The organism is Pseudomonas sp. LF020 (assembly GCF_053456425.1).
Window position 1 is genome coordinate 222,279 of record NZ_JBRFIX010000004.1, and the last position, 17,392, is coordinate 239,670.

The 17,392-nt window shown below is 58.5% G+C and carries 19 protein-coding genes, 2 tRNA genes and 1 pseudogene; 4 read left to right on the forward strand and 18 right to left on the reverse strand.

Annotated elements, in window-relative coordinates; genetic code table 11:
* Positions 1-287: 287 nt before the first annotated feature.
* Together ACU680_RS11570 and ACU680_RS11575 are read left to right on the forward strand one after the other, a co-directional pair.
* Positions 288-470, forward strand: coding sequence for a type II toxin-antitoxin system HicA family toxin (locus tag ACU680_RS11570; protein ID WP_367082544.1), 183 nt, complete (start codon positions 288-290; stop codon positions 468-470).
* Between the two features lie 31 nt (positions 471-501).
* Entirely contained in the window at positions 502-927 is a 426-nt protein-coding gene (locus ACU680_RS11575; protein WP_448179509.1) for a type II toxin-antitoxin system HicB family antitoxin, read from the forward strand.
* A gap of 282 nt (positions 928-1,209) precedes the next feature.
* Here the strand turns inward: ACU680_RS11575 and ACU680_RS11580 are convergent, their stop codons facing one another.
* The 7 genes from ACU680_RS11580 to ACU680_RS11610 all read right to left on the reverse strand — a co-directional run bounded on the left by ACU680_RS11580 (position 1,210) and on the right by ACU680_RS11610 (position 6,545).
* On the reverse strand, positions 1,210-1,455 hold the full coding sequence (locus tag ACU680_RS11580; RefSeq protein ID WP_448179510.1) for a hypothetical protein: 246 nt from the start codon (positions 1,453-1,455) through the stop codon (positions 1,210-1,212).
* A gap of 383 nt (positions 1,456-1,838) precedes the next feature.
* A tRNA-Thr gene (locus tag ACU680_RS11585) sits at positions 1,839-1,914 on the reverse strand.
* A gap of 419 nt (positions 1,915-2,333) precedes the next feature.
* Positions 2,334-3,569: a methyltransferase gene (locus tag ACU680_RS11590; RefSeq protein WP_448179511.1), complete on the reverse strand. Its 1,236-nt coding sequence runs from the start codon at positions 3,567-3,569 to the stop codon at positions 2,334-2,336.
* Positions 3,550-4,239, reverse strand: coding sequence for an ABC transporter permease (locus ACU680_RS11595; protein ID WP_007961692.1), 690 nt, complete (start codon positions 4,237-4,239; stop codon positions 3,550-3,552). Before ACU680_RS11595 ends, ACU680_RS11590 begins: the two co-directional genes overlap by 20 nt.
* Positions 4,236-4,931: an ABC transporter permease gene (locus ACU680_RS11600; protein ID WP_007961693.1), complete on the reverse strand. Its 696-nt coding sequence runs from the start codon at positions 4,929-4,931 to the stop codon at positions 4,236-4,238. The genes ACU680_RS11595 and ACU680_RS11600 overlap by 4 nt, the downstream gene beginning before the upstream one ends.
* Before the next feature lie 77 nt (positions 4,932-5,008).
* Positions 5,009-5,758, reverse strand: coding sequence for an ABC transporter substrate-binding protein (locus ACU680_RS11605; RefSeq protein ID WP_007961694.1), 750 nt, complete (start codon positions 5,756-5,758; stop codon positions 5,009-5,011).
* A gap of 13 nt (positions 5,759-5,771) precedes the next feature.
* Complete coding sequence (locus tag ACU680_RS11610; RefSeq protein WP_007961695.1) at positions 5,772-6,545, reverse strand: ABC transporter ATP-binding protein; 774 nt, start codon at positions 6,543-6,545, stop codon at positions 5,772-5,774.
* Positions 6,546-7,097: 552 nt separating this feature from the next.
* Between ACU680_RS11610 and gabP the strand changes: the two genes are divergently transcribed.
* A complete protein-coding gene (gene gabP, locus ACU680_RS11615) occupies positions 7,098-8,489 on the forward strand; it encodes a GABA permease (protein ID WP_007961696.1) in 1,392 nt (463 codons plus the stop codon).
* Positions 8,490-8,558: 69 nt separating this feature from the next.
* Here the strand turns inward: gabP and vapC are convergent, their stop codons facing one another.
* From vapC to ACU680_RS11645, 6 genes and pseudogenes are all read right to left on the reverse strand, one after another.
* Positions 8,559-8,966, reverse strand: coding sequence for a type II toxin-antitoxin system tRNA(fMet)-specific endonuclease VapC (gene vapC / locus ACU680_RS11620; RefSeq protein WP_448179512.1), 408 nt, complete (start codon positions 8,964-8,966; stop codon positions 8,559-8,561).
* Positions 8,966-9,196 carry a type II toxin-antitoxin system VapB family antitoxin gene (gene vapB, locus ACU680_RS11625; protein WP_108181398.1) on the reverse strand — a complete coding sequence of 77 codons (231 nt, stop codon included), beginning with the start codon at positions 9,194-9,196 and terminating at the stop codon, positions 8,966-8,968. The genes vapC and vapB overlap by 1 nt, the downstream gene beginning before the upstream one ends.
* A 165-nt stretch (positions 9,197-9,361) precedes the next feature.
* Positions 9,362-9,814 (reverse strand): hypothetical protein, encoded by a 453-nt coding sequence (locus ACU680_RS11630; protein ID WP_448179513.1) that lies wholly within the window; start codon positions 9,812-9,814, stop codon positions 9,362-9,364.
* Positions 9,815-9,820: 6 nt separating this feature from the next.
* Positions 9,821-10,234, reverse strand: a complete 414-nt coding sequence (locus ACU680_RS11635; RefSeq protein WP_448179514.1) for a hypothetical protein — start codon at positions 10,232-10,234, stop codon at positions 9,821-9,823.
* 28 nt (positions 10,235-10,262) lie between these two features.
* On the reverse strand, positions 10,263-11,237 hold the full coding sequence (locus ACU680_RS11640; RefSeq protein ID WP_448179515.1) for an alpha/beta hydrolase family protein: 975 nt from the start codon (positions 11,235-11,237) through the stop codon (positions 10,263-10,265).
* Between the two features lie 67 nt (positions 11,238-11,304).
* Positions 11,305-12,364, reverse strand: a pseudogene (locus ACU680_RS11645) (PDDEXK nuclease domain-containing protein).
* Positions 12,365-12,622: 258 nt separating this feature from the next.
* On the opposite strand from ACU680_RS11645, the gene ACU680_RS11650 reads away from it, so the two are divergent.
* Complete coding sequence (locus ACU680_RS11650) at positions 12,623-13,072, forward strand: carboxypeptidase regulatory-like domain-containing protein (protein ID WP_448179516.1); 450 nt, start codon at positions 12,623-12,625, stop codon at positions 13,070-13,072.
* Positions 13,073-13,122: 50 nt separating this feature from the next.
* Here ACU680_RS11650 and ACU680_RS11655 read toward each other — a convergent pair whose 3' ends face one another.
* The 5 genes from ACU680_RS11655 to ACU680_RS11675 form a co-directional block, all read right to left on the reverse strand.
* Complete coding sequence (locus tag ACU680_RS11655) at positions 13,123-13,473, reverse strand: hypothetical protein (protein ID WP_448179517.1); 351 nt, start codon at positions 13,471-13,473, stop codon at positions 13,123-13,125.
* Between the two features lie 166 nt (positions 13,474-13,639).
* Positions 13,640-13,715: transfer RNA gene (locus ACU680_RS11660), tRNA-Phe, on the reverse strand.
* 103 nt (positions 13,716-13,818) lie between these two features.
* The gene (locus ACU680_RS11665; protein WP_007961706.1) at positions 13,819-14,091 is read right to left on the reverse strand and encodes an oxidative damage protection protein; all 273 of its coding nucleotides are present in this window, start codon (positions 14,089-14,091) and stop codon (positions 13,819-13,821) included.
* Entirely contained in the window at positions 14,088-15,155 is a 1,068-nt protein-coding gene (gene mutY, locus ACU680_RS11670; protein ID WP_448179518.1) for an A/G-specific adenine glycosylase, read from the reverse strand. Before mutY ends, ACU680_RS11665 begins: the two co-directional genes overlap by 4 nt.
* On the reverse strand, positions 15,152-17,374 hold the full coding sequence (locus tag ACU680_RS11675) for an AsmA family protein (RefSeq protein WP_448179519.1): 2,223 nt from the start codon (positions 17,372-17,374) through the stop codon (positions 15,152-15,154). Before ACU680_RS11675 ends, mutY begins: the two co-directional genes overlap by 4 nt.
* Positions 17,375-17,392 lie beyond the last annotated feature (18 nt).

A 17,392-nucleotide genomic window follows, 5' to 3' on the forward strand; every position in this document is an offset into this window, starting at 1 on the left:
CCGGCAGACCCGAAGGTCTCCCACGCACAGCCGCCATTACACGTGAATGCGGACACAAAAAAGCGCCGGCAATCGTGATTTTGGGCGCTGGTGCGCCTGTATCTTACGCGGGTTCTCAGGCCCGGTCGCTGAATTGGCAGCGACGGGTTTGACGGTAGCTTGCGAAGGACGGATGCGCAATCGTGGCCAGGTGGTGGCCGTTGCCATCTCTGTGTAGTGCAACACTTATGTTGCGCACGCAGCAAATATGTTGCACATTCGCTTTACCGAAACGGCGAGTGATGCACATGAAGTACAGCGAGTTTCGGCGATGGTTGAAAGCCCAAGGCGTTGAGTTTCAAACCGGCAAGGGCAGTCACTTCAAGGTTTCCTTGAATGGCAAATCAACTGTGTTTCCCGACCATGGAGCCAAGGAAATGGGCGAAGGGTTGAGAAAATCGATAATCAAACAGCTGGGCCTCAGGGATTGAGGCTCAGCTGTACCCCATGAGAGGAATCGTGATGTTCGAATATGCGTTGGAAGTTCACGAAGAGCCTGACAGTGTCTGGTTGTCCTGCGCAGAAATTCCTGAGATGCACGCCGTTGGCGACACCCTCGAGCAAGCGTTGGACACCGCCATTGATGCAATCGAGACGGCGCTCTCGATATACGTTGATGATCGCCGGTTGATTCCGACCGGGCAGGCAGGAGAACAGGCAAGTGACGTTGTATTGCGTCTGCCTGCGCTGACTGCAGCAAAGGTTGCTCTGTGGAATACACTTTTGGAATCAGGTTTAAGCAAGGCCGAGTTGGCACGTCGTCTCGGCGTACAACGGCCCCAGGTCGATCGCCTGGTAGATTTCCTGCATCATTCCAAAATCGAGAATGTTGAGCGTGCGTTGCAACAACTTGGAAGGCGGATTTCGCTTTCGGTTCAAGCGGCATAAGTTCAGCAAGCGAGCGTTGGAGAAAATGGCTGAAGGCGAAGAAAAGGCATGGCAAATGAACTAGGGCGATTTCAGACGGACTTGATGGAATCTGTACGTCAGATGAAGGCTGGAAAGGCCTCGCGCGTAACGCTGGTGCCGCTCTCTGCGGCCACTGAAGAGCAAAGGAAGGCCGGGGTTTCTCAAAGCGTTTTCGCGAACCTAAGCTCCGTGGTGAAACGAGCAAAATAGGGTAGGGAAAAATAGAGTCAGACCAGCTCAAAACGTGGTCTGACCGTTATTTCACTGCTTTGGTCTATTCAGGGAACCCTGCTCGGGGAAGTTGGCTCGTGCCTCGTCTTGACTGCGCAACCAGCGTTCGGCGTCCTCAAAGGTGTTCATGCAGGTTCTGCCATAAGCCGACAAGGCCAGTATGCTGCGTTGGGTGAGTTGAATATTAGATGTGCACAGATCGATGAATAACGAGAGTGCGTTTCCGGCTTCCTCAAATGCTTCGCGGATTTCCAAGGCTTTTTTGCATGTGGACATCAGTTGACTCCCTGTTCCATGTTGTCAGGGGCGAGTTTATGCGCAAAGCTCTGCGTCAAAATCAGCTTCGCGTATCAACTTGTGACGGACCTTCAGCGCTCGCTTATTTGAATTTTGTCGGTGGGGGAGTTCAATATCTCAATTGCTGACAAGGTGCTGACTGGCATGTCTGGAGATTGTTGGCTTTGCTCTATGGAGAGGCCTTTTGCGCTGATGAAGCCAGGCGGTCTTGTGTGTTGCCGATCCACAGCAAAGATCTTTTAGATAGGGTGAGCGCTCATAACCTAAGGGTCAAAGTCATGATCACTCAGCCGTTGCGCTTTTTATATCCAAACGCCAGAAACAACAAAGCCCCTGCATTTCTGCAGGGGCTTTGTTTTGTATGGTGCCGGCACCAGGAGTCGAACCCGGGACCTACTGATTACAAGTCAGTTGCTCTACCAACTGAGCTATACCGGCGTGTGGTCGACGATTATAGCGATTGGGTTGGTTCTGTAAACCCCTGAATTCAGACTATTTTTACGCAGGCGCTGGATCAGGTGCGGTGTGGGCTGTGTCATTGGGTCTCAAGCCGCAAAATCGGGCTGTTCGACGTCAATCCAGCATGCGAGTGTTGGCAGGATTTCCGCACCGTTCAAGCACCTATTTCAGCCGTTTATGTCCTTTTGATTGGAAGCTTATGCACAACGGATGGGCGCTAAGGCGGCGTTGCAGGGGATTTTGTGGACACGTTCTCATTTTGTGCGCAAAGCCCTGTTTTACCGGTTTTTTATCTATATGAACAAAAAATGACCAATGCTGTTTTTGTCATGCAATGGCCGTGGATATTGGATCCACGGGAAAACCATCAACAGAGTTATCCACAGGCTGTAAAGATTTCAAGCGCGCTCGGCCAACAGCAGGAAATTACGCGGAGTCAGCGGTGCGTCGCAGAAGGTGCCGAGGCGTACGACGTATCCCTGTTCGGCGAGGAAAATGGCTCGATCAAGATTCAGCCAAAGCTCCAGCGGTCGTCGGAACAGTCCGCGCAGTAATTCCAGGTTGCGAACTTCGGCCAACCGCTGCCAACCGGCGGCTTCCAGTGCCTGCCAATCTGGCGTGCCGATTGTGGATAACTCCTTCAATGCAGCCAAGTCGCGGCAGTAATCGGCGAAGGATTTGTCCAGCCAGGCGCTGGGCAGGGACGGGGTGGGCAGGTATTCATCTACTTCACGTACCTGCCGTTGCAGCAAATCGAAAGCCAGGCGTCGGGCCATGGAGGTGTCGCGCTGACGTCGGACTCTTGCACCGGCGGTGACGGTTTCGCTCATGGGCAGCGCCAGATCTTCGAGCGAGAGCTGTAGGGCGGATCGCAAACCCGCTGAGGACAATGCCTGGTACTCGCTGCGATTGATCCGGTTGTAGCAGCACGGGGCGATGGCCATCTGCTGACATCCGGCAGCGCTTGCCAGTTGCATCAGGCGCACATGCAGATCGCCGCAGGCGTGCAGGGCGACGGGGGTGTGATGAGCGCTCAACACTGTGGCCGCATCTGCGGACAGCACATCCTGCTCGACATGCAGGGCGTGCAAATGATGACGCTGACTCAGGGCCTGACCACTGGCGACCAACGCCGGATCGTATTCGACACAAGTCAGTTGTTGTCCCGCGCCCAACAGACGCCGACCTAAATGTCCTTTGCCGGAACACCAGTCCAGCCAATGCGCCGGCGGCGAGGCGAAAGACAAGCGACTGGCGAAGGCTTCGATCTGCAGCCACTTGCGCCCCGGCACATCGACGTTCAATCGATGTCCTGGGGTTTCCAGCGTATGTCCCGGCAATTCACCGACCGCGCTCAGCTCAGTCGACAGCGCCGCCAATGCAGCGAACGGCTCCGGGGCATCGATGAGGTCGGCAGGGTGGTTATGCGCCCGCTCTGCATCTTCCAGCGATCGTCCGCGTAGCCAGGAAGCCAATTCGGGGTAGGCGGTTTCCCATGGAAGCGAACGATGAGTGAATGGACGAGGTTTCCACAGCGCCTGATGCTCAAGCAAAAAAGCATCCAGCGCGGTGAAGCGGGCGAGTAGGGCCTCGCCCGTCAGCACGTGGGAAGTTTCAACGCCCTTGGCAGGCATCGACGCGCAGCCAGCGCTCCAGCAGCTTGAAGCCGCGCACCAGCACGTAGGACATCAGCAGATAGAACACGCCGGCGGCGAAGAAGATTTCCACCGGCAGGTAGGTGCGCGCGATGATCGTGCGGGCCATGCCGGTCAGTTCCAGCAAGGTCACGGTGCTCGCCAGTGCGCTGGCCTTGAGCATCAGGATCACTTCGTTGCTGTAGGCCGGCAGGCCGATGCGCGCCGCTCGCGGCAGCATGATGTAGAACATCGCCTTGGGCTTGGACATGCCCAGCGCTCGTGCCGCTTCGATTTCGCCGGGCGGAATCGCCTGGATCGCGCCGCGCAGAATTTCGGCGATGTACGCCGCCGTGTGCAGGGTCATGGTCGCGGTGGTACACCAGAACGGATCGCGCAGGTACGGCCACAGTGCGCTGTTGCGCACCGCATCGAACTGCGCCAGGCCGTAATAGACCAGAAACAGTTGCACCAGCAACGGCGTGCCACGGAAAAAGAAGATGTAGGCGTAGGGCAATGCGCGCACGTACCACAGCTTCGAAGAGCGGGCGATGCCCAGCGGAATGGCCAGCAACAGGCCGGCAATCACGGCAATCGCCACCAGTTCCAGGGTCAGGGTCGCGCCCTGCGCCAGTTTCGGTAGCCACTTGATGATCACTTCCCAGTTCATGAAGCGCTCCTCGCAAAGCCGCGAGCGGCGCGTTTTTCCAGGAAGTGCATGCCGGTCATCGCCAGCACGGTGAGGCCCAGATACATGACTGCCGCCACCAGATAGAAGGTGAATGGCTGTTTCGACACGGTCACGCCGATCTGCGCGTGACGCATGATTTCTTCCAGGCCGATCACCGACACCAGCGCGGTGTCTTTCATCAGAATCATAAACAGGTTGCCCAGGCCGGGCAGGGCGATGCGCCACATCTGCGGCATGATCAGCTTGGTGAAGATCCGCCATTTCGACAGGCCCAGCGCCACACCCGCTTCGCGATGGCCCTTGGGAATGGCGAGGATCGCGCCGCGAAACACTTCCGTGGCGTAGGCGCCGAAGCACAGGCCCAGCGCAATCACGCCGGCAGCGAAGGCGCTGAGTTGCAGGTCGGGGTTGCCGAAGAACTCACCGAGGCTGCGCATCAGGTTGACCGTACCGAAGTAGATCAACAGCACCCAGAGCAATTCCGGGACGCCACGCACCAAGGTCGAATAAGTACCGCCAAGCCATTGCAGCGGCTTGTACGGGGAAGTCTTGGCCAAGGCGCCGAGCAGACCGAGCACCAGTCCCAGGCACAGGGCCGTCAGCGCCAGTTTGACGGTCATCAGCGCACCGGCGGCGAGGGCCGGGCCGAATCCGTAGAGGTCGATAATCATGGATTTCTATTCAAATCGCGGCAGGCAAGGCCGGGAGCCGGCGCCGTCGGATCACGGCGCCGGTCCCGCAGGTCAGATCAATAGATGCTGAACGGGAAATACTTGTCGTTGATCTTCTTGTAGGTACCGTCGGCGACGATTTCCTTCAGGGCGGCGTTCAGCTTCTCACGCAGCGGATCGCCTTTGCGCACGGCGATGCCGATCTTGTCGCTTTCCACGACAGGGTCGCCCTTGAACTCGTAGTTCTTGCCGGCGTCGCTTTTCAGCCAGTCATAGTTGGCGTACTTGTCGGCGAGGATGGCATCGACACGACCGGAGGTCAGGTCCAGGTAGGCGTTTTCCTGGGTGTCGTAAAGGCTGACCTTGATATCGTCACCATAGGTGTCCTCCAGCCAGGTACCGGCCAGCGTCGCACGCTGCGTACCGATGGTTTTGCCCTTGAGCGAATCCTTGTCGGTTTTGAAGTCGACGTTTTTCGGCGCGATGAACTGCAGCTTGTTCGAGTAGTACGGGTCAGTGAAGTCCACCGCGCCCTTGCGCTCTTCGGTGATCGACAGCGAGGAGACCAGGAAGTCGAACTTCTTGGCGTTCAGTGCCGGGATGATGCCGTCCCAGTCGGAGGTGACAACGCTGCACTCGACCTTCATCTTGGCGCACAGGGCGTCGCCGATGTCTTTGTCAAAGCCGACCACGTTGCCGCTGGCGTCTTTGTTGTTGAACGGCGGGTAAGCCGCTTCGATGCCCATCTTCAGAGTCTCGGCCATGGCACCGGCGCTGAAGGCGAGGGTGACGGCGGCGGCCAGGAAGACCTTTTTAAAATTCTGCATGCATGTTGCTCCGTTAGCGGTTGCTGGACATGAATTGTTTGCAGCGCGCCGAAAGCGGGTTTTCGAACACCTGCTGAGGCGATCCTTGCTCTTCCACCAGCCCTTGGTGGAGGAACACCACTTCGCTGGAGACCTGACGGGCAAAGCCCATTTCGTGGGTCACCAACAGCATGGTACGGCCTTCTTCGGCCAGTGCGCGGATGACACTAAGTACTTCCTGAACCATTTCCGGGTCAAGGGCGGAGGTGGGCTCGTCGAACAGAATCACCTTCGGCTGCATCGCCAGCGTGCGGGCAATCGCCGCGCGTTGTTGCTGACCACCGGACAATTGCGCCGGGTAGGCATGGCGCTTGTCGGCGATGCCGACCTTGGCCAGCAGCGCTTCGGCGACTTCGATGGCCTCGGCTTTGCTCTGGCCGAGCACGCGGCGCGGGGCTTCGATGATGTTGTCGAGCACGCTCATGTGCGGCCACAGATTAAAGTTTTGAAATACAAAACCAATCTCGGAGCGCAGGCGGTTGATCTGTTTGCCATCAGCGGCAACCAGTTCGCCATTCTTGGCGGGCTTGAGCTTGAGTTCTTCACCAGCCACCAGAATCTGACCCTGGTGCGGGTTTTCCAACAGGTTGATGCAACGCAGGAACGTGGACTTGCCGGAACCGGAGGAACCGAGGATCGAGATCACATCGCCGTCGCGGGCGGTCAGCGAGATGCCTTTGAGCACCTCAAGCTGTCCGTAGCGTTTGTGCAAGTTGCGGATTTCAAGCGCGGGCGTGGCCTCAGCCATGTGCGTTCCTCATATATGTTGCGCTCCTGCTGTTGGCGGGCCTTCCTGGCGAGGCGGCCAAGCTAGCATAGCGTTTCAATGGCAGCCAACAGCGCTACAAGCGGTAAGCGGATGGCGTGTGGCAGGTTGTCGCATCGGCACAGCAGACTGTCGCCCCATCAACAACCGAACGGGTGTTTGATCGTGAAAACCCGAGGGCGTTGCGTAAAAAAAGGCGCGATGTTGCCAGCTTTGGCGGGGTGTTGGAAGCGCTATCCGGCTGAACGTACACGATTCGCCCTTTAATTGTGCATCCCACACTTTTTCAGTGTGTTTCTGGTGCGCTGATTCGTCTGAAAAGTGAGTCGCAGGGTAACGCTCTGGCGAATAGCCATTAATCTCAAGGACTTGCGATGACTGTCCGGTCGCGCGCAAAGCCGCGGAGCAGAAGAGTTTGAAACATTTTGGCGCATTTATTGCGTGCAGAATCTGGAACGCCCCGTTGGTTTCTTTTTACGAGAAGGAAAACCAGACAGGACGGACGCAATCGCTTTCCTCGCAAAGGTAGTTTCGATGAGCAGTACCCCAAGCTCCAATGGCCTCGAACAGGGGCTCAAACCGCGTCATGTGACCATGTTGTCGATCGCCGGTGTTATCGGCGCCGGTCTGTTCGTTGGCTCCGGCCACGCGATCGCTGCCGCCGGCCCCGCCGTGCTGCTGGCCTACGCCGCCGCCGGTACCCTGGTGGTGCTGGTGATGCGCATGCTCGGTGAGATGGCTGTCGCCTCGCCCGACACCGGCTCGTTTTCGACATACGCCGACCGTGCCATCGGGCACTGGGCCGGTTTCACCATCGGCTGGTTGTACTGGTGGTTCTGGGTATTGGTGATTCCGCTGGAAGCCAACGCCGCTGCGACCATCCTCCATGCCTGGTTCCCGGGGATCGAGATCTGGGCGTTCGCATTGATCATCACCATGCTGCTGACGGTCACCAACCTGTTCAGCGTAAAAAACTACGGTGAATTCGAGTTCTGGTTCGCCCTGATCAAAGTCCTGGCGATCATCGGCTTCATCATCCTTGGCCTCGCGGCAATCTTCGGTTTCCTGCCGAACAGCCAGGTCAGCGGCGTGTCGCACCTGTTCGACTCCGGCGGTTTCCTGCCAAACGGCATGGGCGCGGTGCTGGGCGCAATCCTGACCACCATGTTCTCGTTCATGGGAACCGAGATCGTGACCATCGCGGCCGCGGAATCGAAGAACCCGGGCAAGCAGATCTCCAAGGCCACCAACTCCGTTATCTGGCGGATCGGCCTGTTCTACCTGGTATCGATCTTCATCGTTGTGGCCCTGGTGCCGTGGAACGATCCTACGCTGGCCAACCTCGGTTCCTACCAGACCGTGCTTGAGCGCATGGGCATTCCGAACGCGAAAATGATCGTCGACATCGTGGTGCTGGTCGCGGTCACCAGCTGCCTGAACTCGGCGCTGTACACCTCGTCGCGCATGCTGTTCTCCCTCGGCAAGCGCGGTGACGCACCGGCCATGTCAACTCGGGTCAACAAAAGCGGCACGCCTTACTGGGCTGTGATGTTGTCGACCGGCGCGGCGTTCCTCTGCACCTTCGCCAACTACGTGGCCCCGGCCGCGGTGTTCGAATTCCTGTTGGCCAGTTCCGGCGCCATCGCGCTGCTGGTGTACCTGGTGATCGCGTTCTCGCAACTGCGCATGCGTAAACAACGCATGGCCCGCGGCGAGAAAATCGTCTTCAGCATGTGGCTGTTCCCGGGCCTGACCTACGCGGTGATCATCTTCATCGTCGCGGCCCTGACCATCATGCTGTTCCAGGAAGCCCACCGCGTGGAAATCCTCGCAACCGGTCTGCTGAGCCTCATGGTAGTCGCCGCCGGCCTGCTGGTAGCACGCCGTCGCAAGCTGGAAAACCGTGGTGCGGTGGTGTTGAACTGATCCGCAACGCGTAATGCAAAACGGCCGCTGTCAGTGATGACGAGCGGCCGTTTTTGTTTGGGCGGTGCATTAGCCTGGGTGCACCCAATCTTCAATGCGTAATCCGGAAACACGTTCGAATTCCCGTACATTGTTCGTCACCACGATAAGGCCTTGTGACCGTGCATGACCGGCGATCATTTGGTCGTAGGGGCCAATAGGTGTTCCTGCTTTAGCCAGTTCAGATCGAATCATTCCGGCCTGTGCTGCTGCGTCATTGTCAAAAGCCAAGACTTCCAGTCGAGCAACGAATCCTTCGACAACCGAAAGATTCCTTTCAGGGGCCGCCGACTTTTCAGCACCGTAGATAAGCTCCATGAGCGTGATAGCGCTGATGCACAACTGTCCGGAATGTCGGTTGAAAGATTCTCGGACAATTTGTGGTTTGTTCTTGATGGTGAAAATGCAGATGTTGGTATCCAGCATGTACTTGATCATCAGAACGACTCACGCTCCTGATCGTCTGGTTGCTCTCGTTCAGCCATGAAATCAGCTGAAACGTTTTCTCCATCGAACCAACTATCCCAGCTTTCTCCGGCAGGTGTGATGACGCGTGTTCTGCCGATGGCGATCACTTCAACTCGTTTGACATCGCCAGGCATTGCGACTGCCTTTGGCAGTCGAACAGCCTGGCTTCTATTGCTCATGAAAATTGTCGTTTGTTCCATATTCGGCCTCCAAGGTCTGCGCCTGCAATGAAGCAAGAATAGGTTGCGAATGGGATATGTCAACGGGATATACACCATTCTCGGATGGAGGGCTTTCGAATTGCTCAAACAAAAACGGCCGCTGTCAGTGATGACGAGCGGCCGTTTTTGTTTGGGAGCGGGGTCTTATTCGCTCTTTTCTTCCCGAACATCCTGCGACTTGCCGTAAGTATCCAGCGCAATCCCGAAATCGGTGATGAACTGTGGCTCGCTCAGCCAGGCCTGGGCGGTTTCGATGTCCATGCCGTCGGCCCACATGCGGTAGTCGATCAGCATGTCGGCGGCCAGGTGAGTGGCGGCCATGCCTTCGTTCTCGGCGTTTTCCATGTCCAGCAGCTCTGGATGGTCAACGATGATGAACGCCAGTTCGCGCAGCAGGGTCAGCAGCATTTCGTTGCGGCTGACGGCTTCGGCATCGCGCATTTTGCTGAACATTGCGAGGGTGTATTCCGGGATCGGCTCGTCCAGATGCCCGAGGTTGTCGTCCTGGTCCAGCGGCTTACGGCCGACCATGCGGATGTGCTTGGCTTTGGCCTTGGCGCGTTTGGCGCGTTTCTGTTGCTTGTTCAGGGATGCCATGGGAACTCAGTTCTTCTGTTGGGTGTGTGCGGCGATTGCGTCGGACGCCGCCACATAGTCGGCCTGGAAGGCTGGGGATTCGATCCACGCCAGGGCGCCGGCTTCGTCGGTTTCTTGCGACCACTGGCGATACTCGATCAGCGCGGCGAGGATGAAATCCATCGCGCCTTCTTCGCCTTCCTGCTCGTAAACTAGTTCCAGCAGCGGGTCTTCGAGGAACGTGGTGCACATGGCTTGCTGGCTGATCTTCTCGGCATCGATCATTTTCTTGAACAGCTCGGTCAGGTCCACCGACTCGAAGTCGATGCGGTCATCGTTCGGGTCCAGTTCGACCGGCGCCTCGGCGCGTTTGGTGCGGTTCTGCTTGGCCTTGGTCTTGGCCCGGGCGGCGCGTTTTTGCTGCTTGTTGGCGGAGGCCATGGTGTGTTCCGTCGTGCGTGGAAAGGGCTCAACTGCGTGGCACTGTCCGCCCGGGTGTGGCGGGGGCCAGCTCGCCGGTGTGCAGCCAGGTCAGAGCGATGGGCCATAGTGTGGCTTGGTATGCGCTGCGAAAAAAGGCGAAATGTCCGACTTGTTGTTCGCCGATGTCCTTCGGCTCGATGCGCAGGTGGGTTTTGTGCGCATGGCTGAAGTAGCCAAGCAGGCGTTCGATGGCCGGGATCGTGCCGTACGGGTCGTCGCTGATGCTGATCGCCAGGGTGTGCGCGCGGACATTGGCGAAGGGCAGGCGACCGCTTTGCTGCAGCAGTCGGCGGCCGCTCGGACGCTGCTCGTAGCGCGCTGCAGGTGTGCTCCAGTCGCGAACCACGCCTGAGGGCGTGTCCTCCAGCCAGCCGAGGCGTTTGCCCGGGAAATAGCCACAGATGCGCGTCAGCAGTGGCATCAGCAAATGCCATTTACCAAACATGCGCCAGCGCTGTTCCGGCGCGTAGTCGCGCCAGTAAGCGAACTGCGCGCCGACCGTCACCAGCCGACGAATGACCTGCCCGGACTCGCCAAGTCCCGCCGCGCAACCGCCGAAGCTATGGCCGACCACATCGATGGGCTGGCCGGGAAACTCCCGTTGCGCGCGTTTGAGCATCACCTCGAAATCCAGCGCGCCCCAGTCGGTCCATGAGGCTTCAAGATCTTTCAGGGTTGCCGGGCGCGATTCGCCGATGCCGCGGTAGTCGTAGGTGATCACGTCAAAGCCGTTGGCGAACAGATAATCGGCGAAGCGCGTGTAGTGCCGGCAGCGTACCGAGGTGGCAGCGTTGATGATGACCACCGGGCGTTGCGGGTCAGGCAGGGTGTGCTGCCAGGTGAAACCGCCGAGCACAAAGCCATCGGCGGCGACTTCCTTGAAGGCCTCCCCCTGTTTGCCTGTCAACACCGGTGACGGTGACTGCATGTCTTGCGTTGCTGGCGCATCCTGACAGCTCATCGCTTTCGACCCTTTCGCGGAGCTGTCAACAATAGCCTTCGTGCCGCACGGGAACAATCCGCCGTTTCTATTCTGCGGATTGCAGGAGCAGGCGCTCTTCGATCAGAGCCTGTTCCCGATTGAGTTCGGCGCGCAGTTCTTCCTCACTCGGCAGTATCGTTTTGTAACTGCTGGCGAACAGTTGCTCATTGCCCTTGAGCATCGAGTAACGCGCGACGGAGTCATTGCTCTCAGCACACAGAATGATCCCGACTGTCGGTTTGTCGCCCTCGCTGCGCTTGAGTTCGTCGTACATGCGCACGTACATGTCCATTTGTCCGACGTCGCGAGCGCTGAGCCTTCCGCTCTTGAGCTCAATGATCACGAAGCATTTGAGCAAATAGTTGTAGAACACCAGGTCGATGTACAGATCTACATCATGAGTACTGAGGCGTTGCTGGCGAGCGACAAAGGAAAATCCCTTGCCGAGTTCAAGAAGAAAGCCTTGCAAGTGTTCGATGAGAGCCTGTTCAAGAGCATCCTCTCTGATCTTGCAGGGCGCAGGCAGCCCGAGAAACTCAAGCAGGACGGGGTCGCGAATGAATTCGCGTGGATTGTTTTTCATCGCCTCAATGTTGATCGAGGCTTCTTCAACCACATCGGCCTTGTCTCGACTCATCAGGAGCCGCTCGTAGTAGAGCGTATTGATCTGGCGATCAAGCGCGCGGCTGGACCAGTTCAGGTTGGCGGATTCTTCCACGTACCATTGACGTGCTTTTGCGTTTTCGACCCGTAACAGCCTGCGATAGTGAGTCCAGCTCAATTCGAGACGCAGTGCGTCTCGAATTGGGAATAACTGATAAAACAGGCGCATCTTGCGAAGATTGGTTTCATCGAACCCCTTCCCGAACTGCGCCGTCAGGTCCTTCGCCAACAAGGCCAGCAACCGCTTGCCATACCCCGCCCGCTGCGCCCCTTGCTGTTCAAACTCGACAATATGCCGGCCGATCTGCCAGCAGGTCTGCACCTGGATCGTATCCACCGCACGCAGCACTTTTTGCCGCGCCTGGCGGATCAGTTCGCCCAACTCTCCCAGCAATGAATCGATTTTTCGGGTCTTGCGCATCATCAGTTTTTAACGGGTTCATCGGGTCTTCCGCATCATTGGAAACAGGCGCAAAAGCATGCCGGGATTCACCGCTCGGCGATGTCGGGCGAGCCTGTGAAGTCAGCAGGAAGGGGGGATGGGTCGTGCAGGACGTTGCCGGCAAAAGGCGTATTGATAGCAATGGTCTGTAGTCCATTTCGTACATGCGCCAAGTACCAATCAATCTAAAACAAGCCTTGCGGTGCCAAATCTAAAAAAGGGTAACGATTGGGTTCTTCAGAACCCGGGAGTCGCCATCATGAAAAACATTCGTTCATTCATGCTGCCGCTCGCTGCTGTCGGTTGGCTGCTGTTGCCTGGCATGTCCCAGGCCGCCAACCTGGAACCGGTCGACAGTGCCGGCGTGCAAGTCCAGCAACAACAGCAAAACGGCATCAACTACCTGTCCGGCGGAATTGGCCTGGACGAGTCAAAAGCCATTCAACAATCCACTGGTTACAACCTGCACATGACGTTCGCGGTGGGCGCGCAAGACCAGTACACCGCTGATGTCGATGTGACGATTCAAAAGGCACCGGGGCAAACCGTGCTGACCCTCACTCAAACGGGGCCGCTGGTGTACGTGCAATTGCCACCCGGTAAATACACTGTGCTCGCCACACGCAATGGCGAAACACGGCGTGACGTGACAGACGTTGGCAGCGGCACTGCGCGCAATCTGGTGTTCCACTGGAATGACGCTGGATAACGTCGGGTGTATTGAAAAGTCGAGGCGCGGGTACAATCCCGCGCCTTCCTTTACCCCCGCGTACGCTTGGCCTTTTGCTTGTCGCCGGGCTCGCGCGCCATTCGGTGAATCCATAATCCGATCCAGCCGACGGCTATCAGGAACACGGTGCCGACGCACTGCGACACGATCTCGAACCAGAACATTCGGGGTTGCAGCGCCAGGGCGTAGGTATGGCGTGGACCCGATCGGTTCCAGGTAGTGATGGAGCCGCTGATCAAGCTGTGGACGATCAGATAAGTCGACGCGGCGATAAGGAAGGCGATCAGTACGCCGACCAGCACCGTCAGCCAGAATGCAATCCGGCTCTGGCGATAGGGTGGTGGATGGGGCAGGGGCACGCGGGTTCTTTTCTGGTTCATCGGGCGGATGACCCTCTTCCATAAGGTTCGGCCAAAGTAGCGCGGATCGCCTTTGTTCGAAACCCGTCGCGCATTTGCGCAGCCCAGGAAAAAGGCTGGAATGAGCCGTCATCAAATCGCAGGCATAAAAAAACCCTGAATCTTGCGATTCAGGGTTTTCGGTATTTGGTGCCCAGAGACGGAATCGAACCGCCGACACGGGGATTTTCAATCCCCTGCTCTACCGACTGAGCTATCTGGGCAACGGGGCGCATTAAAAGGGTTTTTCGGATTTACGTCAACGACTTTTTTAAAATTTCTTAAATTAATTCCGTCGCTTACGATTCGCCCCCCGATTTTGCGGGTTTACTCCGCAGGCGGAACGTAGCCTTCAGCTTTGGCGTAATCCTCGCCGGAGAAGTACTTGTCCATTTCGCCCTGAAGATATTTGCGGTCTTCGGCATTCATCATGTTCAGACGTTTTTCGTTGATCAGCAGGGTCTGGTGCTTCTGCCAGTCGGCCCAGGCCTTGGCCGATACGTGGTCAAAAATATCCTGACCTTTGGCGCCCGGGAAAGGAGCGCGGTCCAGCGCGGGCAGTTCTTCTTTGTACTTGCGGCACATGATGGTGCGGGTCATGACAACTCTCCTGCGTTCAATACGGCGGCCGCGCGTTCGAGCAAGGTTTTGACCGGGGCGGCAAGGCCCAGGCGCGGCGGGGTGGCGAGGTTATACCAGAGCCAGTCGGCCTCGGCCACGTGCTGGCCGGCCTCCTGCACCTGAACCAGCCAGGGTTCGATGGACAGCTGGAAATGGCTGAAGGTGTGAACGAGGCTTGGCAGCGCCTGCTGCTCGCCCATGGTCAGCGAGTGCTGATCGGCCAGATGTTGCAGGTCGTCGAGATCGTCGAGCTCCGGCAGGCTCCACAAACCGCCCCAAAGCCCCGTGGACGGGCGGCGATATAGCAGAATCGCGCCTTCGCCATTGGCCAGCATTGGCATCAGCGTGCGTTTTTGCGGTATGGCCTTGCGCGGTTTGGGGATTGGGTAACGCGTCTCCAGCCCGAGCATGTGCGCCTCGCAGCCTTTTTCCAGCGGGCACAGCAGGCAGCTAGGTTTGCTGCGCGTACACAACGTGGCGCCGAGATCCATCATCGCCTGGGTGTAGGCGTTGACCCGATCGTGCGGCGTGAAACGCTCGGCATTGGCCCACAGCTGCTTGGCGACCTTCGGTTCACCCGGGTAACCCTCTTGCGCGGTGAAACGCGCAAGAACGCGTTTGACGTTGCCATCGAGGATCGGCGCACGCAAGCCCATGCTGATGCTGGCGATGGCACCGGCGGTGGACAGGCCGATCCCCGGTAGGTCGGTGAGCTTTTCGACGTCACGGGGAAACTCGCCGCCGTACTGGCTGACGACGATCTTCGCGGTTTTTTGCAGATTGCGCGCGCGGGTGTAGTAACCGAGCCCGGTCCACAGGTGCAGCACTTCGTCCTCCGGCGCTTCGGCCAGCGCTTGCACGGTTGGCAGCGCGGTCATGAAACGGTCGAAGTAATTGAGCACGGTGCTGACCTGGGTCTGCTGCAACATGATCTCCGACACCCACACCCGATACGGGTTGATGTCTTGCTGCCAAGGCAAATCGTGGCGGCCGTGGCGGTCGAACCATTCCAGCACCGCCGTGGAAAACTGCTCCGCTCTCATCGCTTGAACAGCCCCTTCAATGCGTTTTTCAATTCCGGGCTGACCTTGTCGCCGAGTTTTTCATCGATCTTCTCGCTGAGTTTGTCACCGGCCATTTTGGTCGCGACCTGGCCGAGACGTTCGTTATCCACACGGCAGGCCTTGGCGCCCAGCTCCAGCGGCCCACGGCAACGAAGCGGCCACTCGATGCCGACGAATTTCTCGCCGACCTGGCAGGCCGGATCCGGCATCGCGCTGGTGTCGCCTTCGACGATGATGCCGACGCGGTAATCCATGCCCAGCACGCGCAGGTCGATGTCACCGTCGCCGTTGACGGTCATGCCGGGGATGCGCACTTTCAGGTCCGGGTTGCTGGCGATACCGTTGCGGAAGGTCAGGTTGCCCTTGAGTTCCTGGAACGGCGTGTCCTTGCCCCGCGGCTCGCCGCTGAGGGTTTTGCGGTTGAGGGTGGCGATGCCTTTGCACAGTTGCTGTTCAAGGTTGGCGTTGAGCAGTACACCGTTATTGATCACGAAACTGGCGTTGCCGTTGAGGGTTTCGATCAGCGCCTGCTGGCTGTTGCCGCTGCCGGTGAGGCTGCTGGTCAGTGTGACCAGACCTTTGACCGGCGGATTCTTGCCCTGGCTTTCGAGGATTTTCTCGGCCGGCACACGGTTGATCCTGGTTTGCAGGTTCAGCACCGGCGCACTTGGGCGTACGTCGAGGGTGCCCTTGGCTTCGAAGTCGCCGTTGTACAGGCCACCACGCAGATTTTCCAACGTCAGCAGGCCGCCCTGGCCAGTGGCTTTGAGCGCGGCATTCTGAATCGGCAGTTTGTCGAGGGTCAGTTGGCCGAAGCTCAGGTCGGCGTCGACATCGAGTTTGGCCAGGCGCTCGACCGGCAGCAGACGCTCGGTGCTCCAGGCGCTTTTGCTTGGCTTGTCCGGCAGCGGAGTGCTGCCGGCGCCGGCCATGGCATCGGCTTCGGTGCTGGCAACTTCGGCCTGACGCACTTGCGTGGCGTTTTTGGCTTTTTCCGATTTCGACGGCAGATAGCGGTCGACGTCGAAGGTGTCAGCCTTGAGGATCGCGCGCAGCGACTGCTTGGCGAAATCTTCCACGGCAATGCGTCCGCTGAAGCTGCTGTCGTCGAGTTTCAGGTTGATGTTGTCGAAGGCCACGCTGGTTGGCGTGGCGGCCACGCGGCTGACCAGTTCGACTTTGCTCAGGCTGCCGGGCGCCATGGCTGGCAGCGTCTGGCCGATGCTATCGACAAATTTCGCCAGATCGAACTGGGCGATCGAGAGCCCGCCAGTGATCTGCGGGGTCTTGTCGAGGTCGTTGACTTTCAGCTCACCGAGTGCGCGCAACTGGTTGGCGGAGATCTTGATCCCGGTCCATTCGGCGACGTTCGCCGCCTTGTCCAGCAAGATCTGCCCTTGGGCGGAGAAGGTCATGGCCTTGCCCTGCAGCGGATCGCCGGTCAGTTCGCCGGACAGTTTCATGTCTTCGAACTTGTAGCGCTGCAGGGCGCGCTCGATGCGCAGCTCGCCGTTGAGTTCGGTCCGCACGCGCAACACAGGCTGATTGGTGCTGAGGAACGCCGTGGCTTTCAGCGGAATGTTGGTCGAATCGTGTACCGCACCGGTGCTCAGCTGGATGCTTTCGGCACTGTACTGCTTGCCGGTCTGCTCGTCGTTGTATTCCACACGGGCGTTGTTGACGGTCAGGCTGTCGATGTCGAGGCGGATCGGCTGCGGCGGTTTTTCCGGCTGGGCGGCCGCTGCAACAGGCGGGCTGGCAGGCGTCGGGCTGCCGGCAGGCGTGGCGGGAGGTGGCAGCTTGCCGATGTCTTCCCAGTTGCCGTGGCCGTTCTTGTCGCGTTTCAGGCGCAGGTTCAGGCCTTCGACGCGCACATCGCTCATCTGCACTTCGCGGCGCAACAGCGGCAGCACGCGCACGGACAGGCCGAGCATCTGCAGGTCGGCATACGGTTCGGTCGGGTTGATCAGGGTGGCAATGCTGGCTTCATGCAGTTCCAGGCCGAGCCACGGGAACAGGCTCCAGCCGATATCGCCATTGAGCGTCAGCTCGATGTGTGCCTTGTCGCGAGCTATCTGGCGAATCTCGTCTTTGTAGTCGTTGGGATCAAACAGGTGGGTCAGGGCGAAGCCCGCCGCCACAATGATCAGCAACAGCCCGAGAAGTACCAGACCCAGGATTTTGCCGAACGCTTTCATGGGCGAGTCCTTGTAGTT

Coding starts and splice junctions, on each gene's coding strand:
- ACU680_RS11600 (WP_007961693.1), bottom strand. CDS start 4,931: ATGATTATCGACCTCTACGGATTCGGCCCGGCCCTCGCCGCCGGTGCG.
- ACU680_RS11580 (WP_448179510.1), bottom strand. CDS start 1,455: ATGTCCACATGCAAAAAAGCCTTGGAAATCCGCGAAGCATTTGAGGAA.
- ACU680_RS11610 (WP_007961695.1), bottom strand. CDS start 6,545: ATGGCTGAGGCCACGCCCGCGCTTGAAATCCGCAACTTGCACAAACGC.
- vapB (WP_108181398.1), bottom strand. CDS start 9,196: ATGGAACAAACGACAATTTTCATGAGCAATAGAAGCCAGGCTGTTCGA.
- ACU680_RS11655 (WP_448179517.1), bottom strand. CDS start 13,473: ATGAACCAGAAAAGAACCCGCGTGCCCCTGCCCCATCCACCACCCTAT.
- ACU680_RS11590 (WP_448179511.1), bottom strand. CDS start 3,569: ATGCCTGCCAAGGGCGTTGAAACTTCCCACGTGCTGACGGGCGAGGCC.
- ACU680_RS11570 (WP_367082544.1), top strand. CDS start 288: ATGAAGTACAGCGAGTTTCGGCGATGGTTGAAAGCCCAAGGCGTTGAG.
- vapC (WP_448179512.1), bottom strand. CDS start 8,966: ATGATCAAGTACATGCTGGATACCAACATCTGCATTTTCACCATCAAG.
- mutY (WP_448179518.1), bottom strand. CDS start 15,155: ATGAGAGCGGAGCAGTTTTCCACGGCGGTGCTGGAATGGTTCGACCGC.
- gabP (WP_007961696.1), top strand. CDS start 7,098: ATGAGCAGTACCCCAAGCTCCAATGGCCTCGAACAGGGGCTCAAACCG.
- ACU680_RS11605 (WP_007961694.1), bottom strand. CDS start 5,758: ATGCAGAATTTTAAAAAGGTCTTCCTGGCCGCCGCCGTCACCCTCGCC.
- ACU680_RS11595 (WP_007961692.1), bottom strand. CDS start 4,239: ATGAACTGGGAAGTGATCATCAAGTGGCTACCGAAACTGGCGCAGGGC.
- ACU680_RS11635 (WP_448179514.1), bottom strand. CDS start 10,234: ATGGCCTCCGCCAACAAGCAGCAAAAACGCGCCGCCCGGGCCAAGACC.
- ACU680_RS11640 (WP_448179515.1), bottom strand. CDS start 11,237: ATGAGCTGTCAGGATGCGCCAGCAACGCAAGACATGCAGTCACCGTCA.
- ACU680_RS11575 (WP_448179509.1), top strand. CDS start 502: ATGTTCGAATATGCGTTGGAAGTTCACGAAGAGCCTGACAGTGTCTGG.
- ACU680_RS11650 (WP_448179516.1), top strand. CDS start 12,623: ATGAAAAACATTCGTTCATTCATGCTGCCGCTCGCTGCTGTCGGTTGG.
- ACU680_RS11665 (WP_007961706.1), bottom strand. CDS start 14,091: ATGACCCGCACCATCATGTGCCGCAAGTACAAAGAAGAACTGCCCGCG.
- ACU680_RS11675 (WP_448179519.1), bottom strand. CDS start 17,374: ATGAAAGCGTTCGGCAAAATCCTGGGTCTGGTACTTCTCGGGCTGTTG.
- ACU680_RS11630 (WP_448179513.1), bottom strand. CDS start 9,814: ATGGCATCCCTGAACAAGCAACAGAAACGCGCCAAACGCGCCAAGGCC.